Here is a 7,675-nt window from a genome sequence, read left to right as displayed (position 1 = left end):
TTGAGCGGGCAGGAAGACATCATCGTCGGCTCGCCGATTGCCGGGCGTCCGCACAAAGACCTTGAACCGATTCTCGGGATGTTCGTCAACACGCTTGCCATCAGAACGGAGCCGAAAGGAGACAAACGGTTCACCGATTATTTGGCGGAAGTCCGCCAGGCGGCGCTTGAGGCGTATGAACATCAGGACTACCCGTTTGAAGAGCTTGTGGAGCGGATCGGCGTGCAGCGGGACACAAGCCGTAATCCGCTGTTTGATGCCATGCTTGTCGTTCAGAATATGGAACATGAGGAATTGCTGTTGGACGGTTTGCATATTCAGCCTGCGAACGTGTCCCGTCCGGTTTCCAAATTTGATGTCACTTTGCAGGCTTCTGAAGGCGGGGGACAGATTCATTTTCTGTTTGAATATGCGGCGTCTTTATTCCGGAAAGAAACGATGCAGCGCTGGGCTTCCCACTTTATGACGATGCTTGAACACATTGTCCGTGAACCGGAAACTTCTATACAAGCGATCAGCATGCTGACTGCTGCGGAACGGGACCGAATTCTTTCGGACTTTAACGGCATGACGGATAAACAGCTGCCTGAAAAAACAGTTCATGAACTGTTCATCACTCAGGCGCGAAAAACACCGGATGCGGCAGCCCTTATCAGCGGGGAAACGTTGGTCACATATAAAGAATTAGATGAATGGTCGAATAAAATCGCCAGAGCTCTGCAAAAACGGCAGATCGGACCGAATGCCGCCGTCGGCATTGTGATACCAAGATCACCGGAACAAGTCGCCGCAGTCTTCGGGGTTTGGAAAGCCGGGGGCGCCTACGTCCCGATAGATCCTGAATACCCGGAGGAACGCAAGCGATATATCATTTCAGACAGCGGCACAGCGCTTCTCCTTACCGTACACGGCGCGATAGATCAAGTGCCTGATCATTTTAAAGGTGAAGTGCTCGCACTGGAGGATATCCAAGAACAAGACGCATCACCGGTTCAGCCATTATCAGCACCGGAAGATTTGGCTTACATCATTTACACGTCCGGGACGACAGGCAGGCCGAAAGGGGTTATGGTCGAACATCGTTCCGTCAGCAAAACCCTTCAATGGCGCAGCGGATTTTATGATCTGAATGAGAAAGATACAGTTCTTCAGCTTTTTTCATTTTCCTTTGACGGTTTTGTAACAAGTATGTTCACACCGCTGATTTCAGGTGCGAAGGCGGCCGTTCCAGCTGAAGATGAAGCAAGAGATATTCTTGCCATTAAACACTATCTTGCATCTTACCGCATCACTCACATGATCATTGTTCCCGTACTGTACCGTACACTGCTTGACGTACTGGAGCCGGGGGATGCAGAGTCTCTCAGAATTGTCACATTAGCTGGAGAAGCTGTCGACCAAAACATTATCAGCCGCAGTTTATCAGTTTGTCCTCACACGGAGCTTGCCAATGAGTACGGCCCGACGGAAAACAGCGTCGCCACTACAGCGGCAAGACATATAGAACAAAGTGAGAACATTACGATCGGCCGTCCGATTGAGCATTCACACGTTTATATTTTAAACGGGGATCACCCGCAGCCGATCGGTGTAACGGGAGAACTTTGCATTTCGGGTTCCGGCCTTGCAAGAGGGTACCGCAATCTTCCTAAGCAAACGGCCCAAGCCTTTGTCCAAGACCCGTTCCACAAGAACCGGCGCATGTACCGCACGGGCGATCTGGCAAAATGGCTGCCGGACGGCACGCTGCAATATATCGGCCGAATGGACGAGCAAGTCAAAATCAGAGGCTACCGGGTGGAACTGAAAGAAATTGAATCGGCCTTAACAGGCATAAAAGGTGTCAAGGAAGCAGCCGTTACCGCTCTGTCCGCATCAGCAGGCCAAACGGAACTATGCGCTTATATCGTGACAGAAGAAGGAACAGAAAGTGAAACCGTGCAGCAGGCACTCAGAAATGAAATGCCCGCTTATATGGTGCCGGCGTTCTTTGAAACACTTGAAGCCCTGCCTGTCACACCGAACGGGAAGCTTGACCGCCGCGCGCTTCCTGAGCCGCGGAAAAAAGCGCACACCGGACGGGCTTTTACGGAGCCTGAAAGCGACTTGGAAAAAGAGCTTTCCGCGATTTGGAGCGAAGTGCTCGGAACTGAAAACATTGCCGCGGATCAATCATTTTTTGAACTGGGCGGCGATTCCATCAAAGCCCTGCAAGTATCAGCCCGATTACATCAGGCAGGAAAACAGATCGCCGTAAAAGATATTTTCAGCCGGCCGACAATTAGAGAGCTGGCTCCTTATGTCCGTACAGAGCGGCAGCCGGTCAGCCAAGCTCCCGCAGAAGGAGAAGTGAAGTGGTCGCCGGTTCACAAATGGTTCTTCACACAAGACATGAAGGAAGCAAATCATTTTAACCAGTCCGTCATGCTGACGAGAACAAATTCAATAGATGAAGAGGCTCTGAGGAAAACGTTAAAAGCCATTACCGTTCATCATGATGCCTTGCGCCTTGTCTGCAAAAAAGACGAAGAGAAAGCTCTTCTCCTCTTCAACAGACCGGCTGACCTCGCAGATGAGCAGCTTTACAACCTGACCATATTAGAAACGGAAGGCGATGAGCATGAGAAGGAACGTGTTATAAAACGCCGCGTCGCAGAGCTTCAGAGAAACATGGATTTGGAGAACGGGCCGCTGGTACAGGCGGGGCTGTTCCGCTCTGAAGCAGAAGATTACTTGTTTCTGACCGTCCATCATCTCGCTGTCGACGGGATATCATGGCGGATTTTATTGGAAGACTTGGCTTCTGCTTATGAGCAGGCCGCCTCTGGACAGGAAATCAAACTCCCTCCGAAAACCATGTCATTCAAAACATATACGGAGCAGCTGGCCGATTATGCCGAAAGTAAACAGCTTCTTCAGCAGGCGGAGTATTGGCGGGAGATTGAACACTATGAAACGGAAAGTCTTCCTTACGAGCAGGCAGGTCTATCTCAAACTCCTGCAAAAAAACGGAACACGGTATCCTTCACTCTGACAGAAAGTGAAACGGACGCCCTGTTGAAAGATGTGCACAGCGCCTACAATACGGATACGCAAGATGTGCTGTTGGCTTCCGCCGTGCTTGCCGTTCAAAAGTGGTCGCCGCGGCACGCTTTGAAAATCGCCCTTGAAGGACACGGACGCCAATCGGAGCAGGCAGGTGCGGACATCAGCAGGACAGTGGGGTGGTTCACTTCCATTTACCCGGTGCTTGTCCGGAGCGGAGTTTATGAACCTCTTGAAGAATATGAAATTCGCACATTGAAAACCGTTAAAGACACATTGCGGCGCATTCCGGATAAAGGGAACGGATACGGCGTCCTCAAATATTTAACACCGCCGAAGCTTGCCGGGATGACTTTCGGGAAAACACCGGAGATCAGCTTTAATTATCTCGGACAATTCGATGCGCCCGGCGGGAGTTCGGCAGAAACGGAACAGCCTGACGCGTTTCAGTTTTCTCCTTTGGGAGGCGGAGATGATGTGACAGATACATGGAAACGGGAGCAGTCACTTGAAATCAGCGCGATTGCGGCAAAAGGCCGGATGACCGTCAGCATTTCCTATGAAACGGAACGCTTCCGGCAAGGTACGATCGAACGGCTGTCCGAAAGCTGCCGGTATTATCTCCTGAAACTGTCGGAACACTGCCTCAGCAAAACCGATACGGAGAAGACTGTCAGTGACTTTGATGATCGGGAGCTGACTGAGGAAGCCTTGCAGGATATTGCCGACTTACTCAGCTTCCACTAAACCGAGCGGGAGGAACACATGGACAAAACAAAAAATATCCAAAATATTTATCCCCTCAGCCGAATGCAGGAAGGAATGCTTTTTCATTCCTTTCTGCAAAAGGAGGGGGCTGCATATATCGAGCAATCCGTCTTCACCATAAAAGGCCGGCTTCGTCCGGAATTGTTTGAGCAAAGCGTACAGTCTGTCATCAGCCGTCACGATATTTTCAGAACGGTTTTTTTACCTCATGTCGCTCAGCTGAACGGCCCCCGCCAAGTCGTGCTGCGTGAGCGGGAATTCCGGCTGCACCGCGAAGATCTTACACATTTGGATGAAGCGGAACAGAGCGCCTACTTACAGCGATTTAAGGAACGTGACCGCTTAAAAGGCTTTGACTTGCAAAAGGATATGCTGATGCGTGTGTCTTTGTTTAAAACGGCTGAGGAAAAATATGTATGCGTCTGGAGCCACCATCACATCCTTATGGACGGCTGGTGCCTCGGTATCGTCCTTCAGGAATTCATGCATATGTACCGGGCGATTGAATCAGGCTCACCCGTCACATTGGCGCCCGCAAAGCCTTACAGCACGTATATTACATGGCTGACTGATCAGGACAAAGACGCGGCTTCTGAGTATTGGAAAGGATATTTAGCAGGCTGCGAGACACCCTCAGGACTCCCGAAAATATCGGCCCGTCCCCAGGAAAAAGGCTACCGTAAGAAAGAGCTCCTGTTTTCTTTAGATCAAAATCTGACCGACAGGCTGAAAACCATCGCCAAAGAAGAGGGCGCTACGCTCGCGGTTCTTATGCAGACTGTATGGGGCCTGATGCTGCAGCGCTACAACCGGACGGACGATGCCGTATTCGGCGCCGTCGTATCAGGGCGGCCTTCCGTCATTGACGGCGTGGAAAGCATGATCGGGCTGTTTATCAATACCGTGCCGGTACGCATTAAAACGGGTGACGAAAGCTTTAGAGAACTGCTGGGCCGCAGCCAGAAAGAAATGCTTGATTCAGAGGCGTTCAGTTATCATCCGCTTGCTGACATCCAATCTCAGACTGAGCTGAAACAGGATTTAATCGACCATATCATCGTGTTTGAAAATTATCCGATTCAGCAGCAGATGAGAGACGCGGAAAAGGAATCGGATGCACCGTTCCGGATCGGGAATGTTAATGTTTCGGAACAATCGGGCTACGATTTTAACCTCATCATAGCGCCCGGCGATGAGCTGATCATCAAATTCAGCTACAATGCGAACGTTTATGACGAAGTATGGATAGAGAGCGTAAAAGGACACTTGGAAGAAGCGCTGCGCGGCGCCGCCTTCAATCCCGATGTTCCCGCTGATCGGCTTCCGATGCTCGGACAAAAGGAAAAATCAAGAATAATCGGCGAATTTAATGACACGAAAACAATTTATGAAAGAGACGAAAGCATTATCAGCCTGTTCAGCCGACAGGTGAAGAAAACCCCGGACCATCAGGCGCTTCACGCCGGCGGGCTGACGATGACGTACCGGGAGCTCGATGAACGGTCAACTGCGTTCGCCCGCATCCTGCTGGAAAACGGTTTGGCGCCAAAAGGAATTGCCGGAATTCTTGCCGAACGCTCACCGGAATTTATCATCGCTGTTCTCGCTGTATTGAAAGCGGGAGGGACGTACCTTCCGCTCGATGCAGAACTGCCATCCGACAGGATCGCCGATATGCTCACTGAGAGCGGAGCACAGCTGTTAACGGTACAAAAAGGGATTGAGACTGACGTTGACTTTTCTCACATCATCTCTATCCCGGCTGCAGCTGAAAAACAAACAGCTGATGCGGGAAAACTGAATACCGTTACGTCACCTGATGATCTTGCCTATATTATGTATACATCCGGTTCAACAGGAAAACCGAAGGGCGTAATGATTTCCAACCGCAACGTCGTATCGCTCGTGTCAAACAGCAATTACACGTCAGCCGACACGACGGACCGTCTCATTCTGACAGGGTCCATCGGTTTTGACGCAGTGACGTTTGAAATCTTCGGAGCGCTATTGAACGGAGCGTGCCTTCATGTGGTTGACCGCACGACAATGCTTGCCCCTGAGAGGTTCAGCAATTATCTTTGTTCCAATCGTATTACGATTCTGTTTTTGACGACGGCGCTCTTTAACCAGTTTGCCCAGGCGGATCCGGAGATGTTTTCCGGATTGCACACCTTATATGTCGGCGGAGAAGCATTGTCCCCGGCGCTCATCAATAAGGTCAGACACCGCTGTCCGAATCTCAGCCTTTATAACATATACGGGCCGACGGAAAATACGACATTTTCTACCTTTTACGAAATCAGGCACGATTTTTCTCAGCCGATCCCAATCGGAAAACCGATCAGCAATTCAACCGCGTATATCATTGATAAAAATGGCGGACTTGCGCCGATCGGCGTGCCCGGTGAGCTTTGTGTCGGCGGGGACGGGGTTGCCAAAGGCTACTTAAACAGGCCTGATTTAACAAGTGAAGCGTTTGTCAGCCATCCGGTTCATCCTGAAGAAAAGATCTACAGAACAGGGGATTTGGCACACTGGCTGCCGGATGGAAGCATCGGATACATCAGCCGTATCGACCGTCAATTCAAGATTCGCGGGAAGCGTATCGAGCCGGCCGAAATTGAAGCGCGGCTGACTGAAATTGATGGAATCAGGGAAGCGGCAGTCATCGTGTCAGACGAAGGACAAGAAGCAACCCTTTGTGCGTATTATACAGGCGCACATGCTGAAGAAAGAGCCATTCGATCCCTATTGGCCAGGTCGCTTCCCGACTATATGATTCCGCAGTATGTGATGAAGCTTGACCGTATGCCGCTTACCGCAAACGGCAAAGTGGACCGCCGCGGGCTGCCTGCGCCGGAACGGAAAAAAGCTTCATCAAAAGCCGTTCCGCCACGAAACTGGGTAGAGCGTGAGCTGATCGACATTTGGACGCCGATCCTCGGCTGCGGGGAGCTGGGCATACAGGATGACTTCTTTGAGCTGGGCGGCCATTCTTTGAAAGCATTGCAAGTGATTCATCAGCTGAAGACCAGGCAGCAGATGGACGTCCCGATTGAAATGATATTTGAATATCCGACAATCGAACAATTGGCTGAAAAGCTGTATTCAAACACACTGTCAGAAGCTGCCGAACAGCATATCAGCAGACTGAATCAGCCGAAAGGCCGCAATCTTTTCTGTTTTCCGCCTATCTCAGGTTTCGGCATTTTCTTTAAAGATCTGGCGGCGGCATTAAATGGACGGGCTGCTGTGTACGGTTTTAACTTTATTGAAGAAGACAGCAGAATGGAACAATACATTGATAAAATGCTGGAAATCCAGCCGGAAGGCCCTTACATCCTCTTCGGATATTCAGCGGGCGGCAATACGGCATTCGAGGCTGCAAAAGCGATGGAAAAGCGCGGCTTAGAAATCAGCGACGTCATTATCGCAGACGCGTACAGAAAGCTTGACGCACTGCCGCAGCAGCCAACAAACGCAACAGCCGAAAATGTCCCGGAAGCCGTCAGGGAAGCGGTCATCAGAAAAACAGAGCGCTATCAAACGTACTGGGCGGAACTGATAAATGACGGCCAAATCGCGGCAAACCTCCATTTTATCGAGGCCGGCTTAAAGGAAGAGCACAATGCTGAGTCTGAGCCGAAGAAATGGGAAGGCGCCACAACGGGACTCTACCAGGAATATCAGGGCGAGGGAGCTCATAAAGATATGTTTGAACCCGCCTTTGCACACAAAAATGCCGAGATCATACTGGACATCATTGCAAACAGCGGAAGACGCTTGGCGCGGAATCTGTAACATCCGGCAGAATGACTGAAGAAGACAAAGGGCAAGATAGGGGAATCACACTCAGTTTTTT

Annotated in this window: 2 protein-coding genes; both read left to right on the top strand. The window is 50.6% G+C overall.

What is annotated here, in order from left to right:
- Window positions 1–3,792 (top strand): non-ribosomal peptide synthetase (locus G9F48_RS04970; protein WP_165409124.1); only part of this gene is annotated, 3,792 nt, incomplete at its 5' end.
- A gap of 18 nt (window positions 3,793–3,810) precedes the next feature.
- Window positions 3,811–7,614: a non-ribosomal peptide synthetase gene (locus tag G9F48_RS04965; RefSeq protein ID WP_165409123.1), complete on the top strand. Its 3,804-nt coding sequence runs from the start codon at window positions 3,811–3,813 to the stop codon at window positions 7,612–7,614.
- The last annotated feature ends 61 nt before the right edge of the window (window positions 7,615–7,675 follow it).

Origin of the sequence: Bacillus sp. EKM420B, from assembly GCF_011065565.1 — a bacterium.
Lineage (GTDB): Bacteria > Bacillota > Bacilli > Bacillales > Bacillaceae > Bacillus > Bacillus velezensis.
Note: the sequence above shows the minus strand (reverse complement) of the source record. Positions and strands in the feature narration are given on the sequence as shown.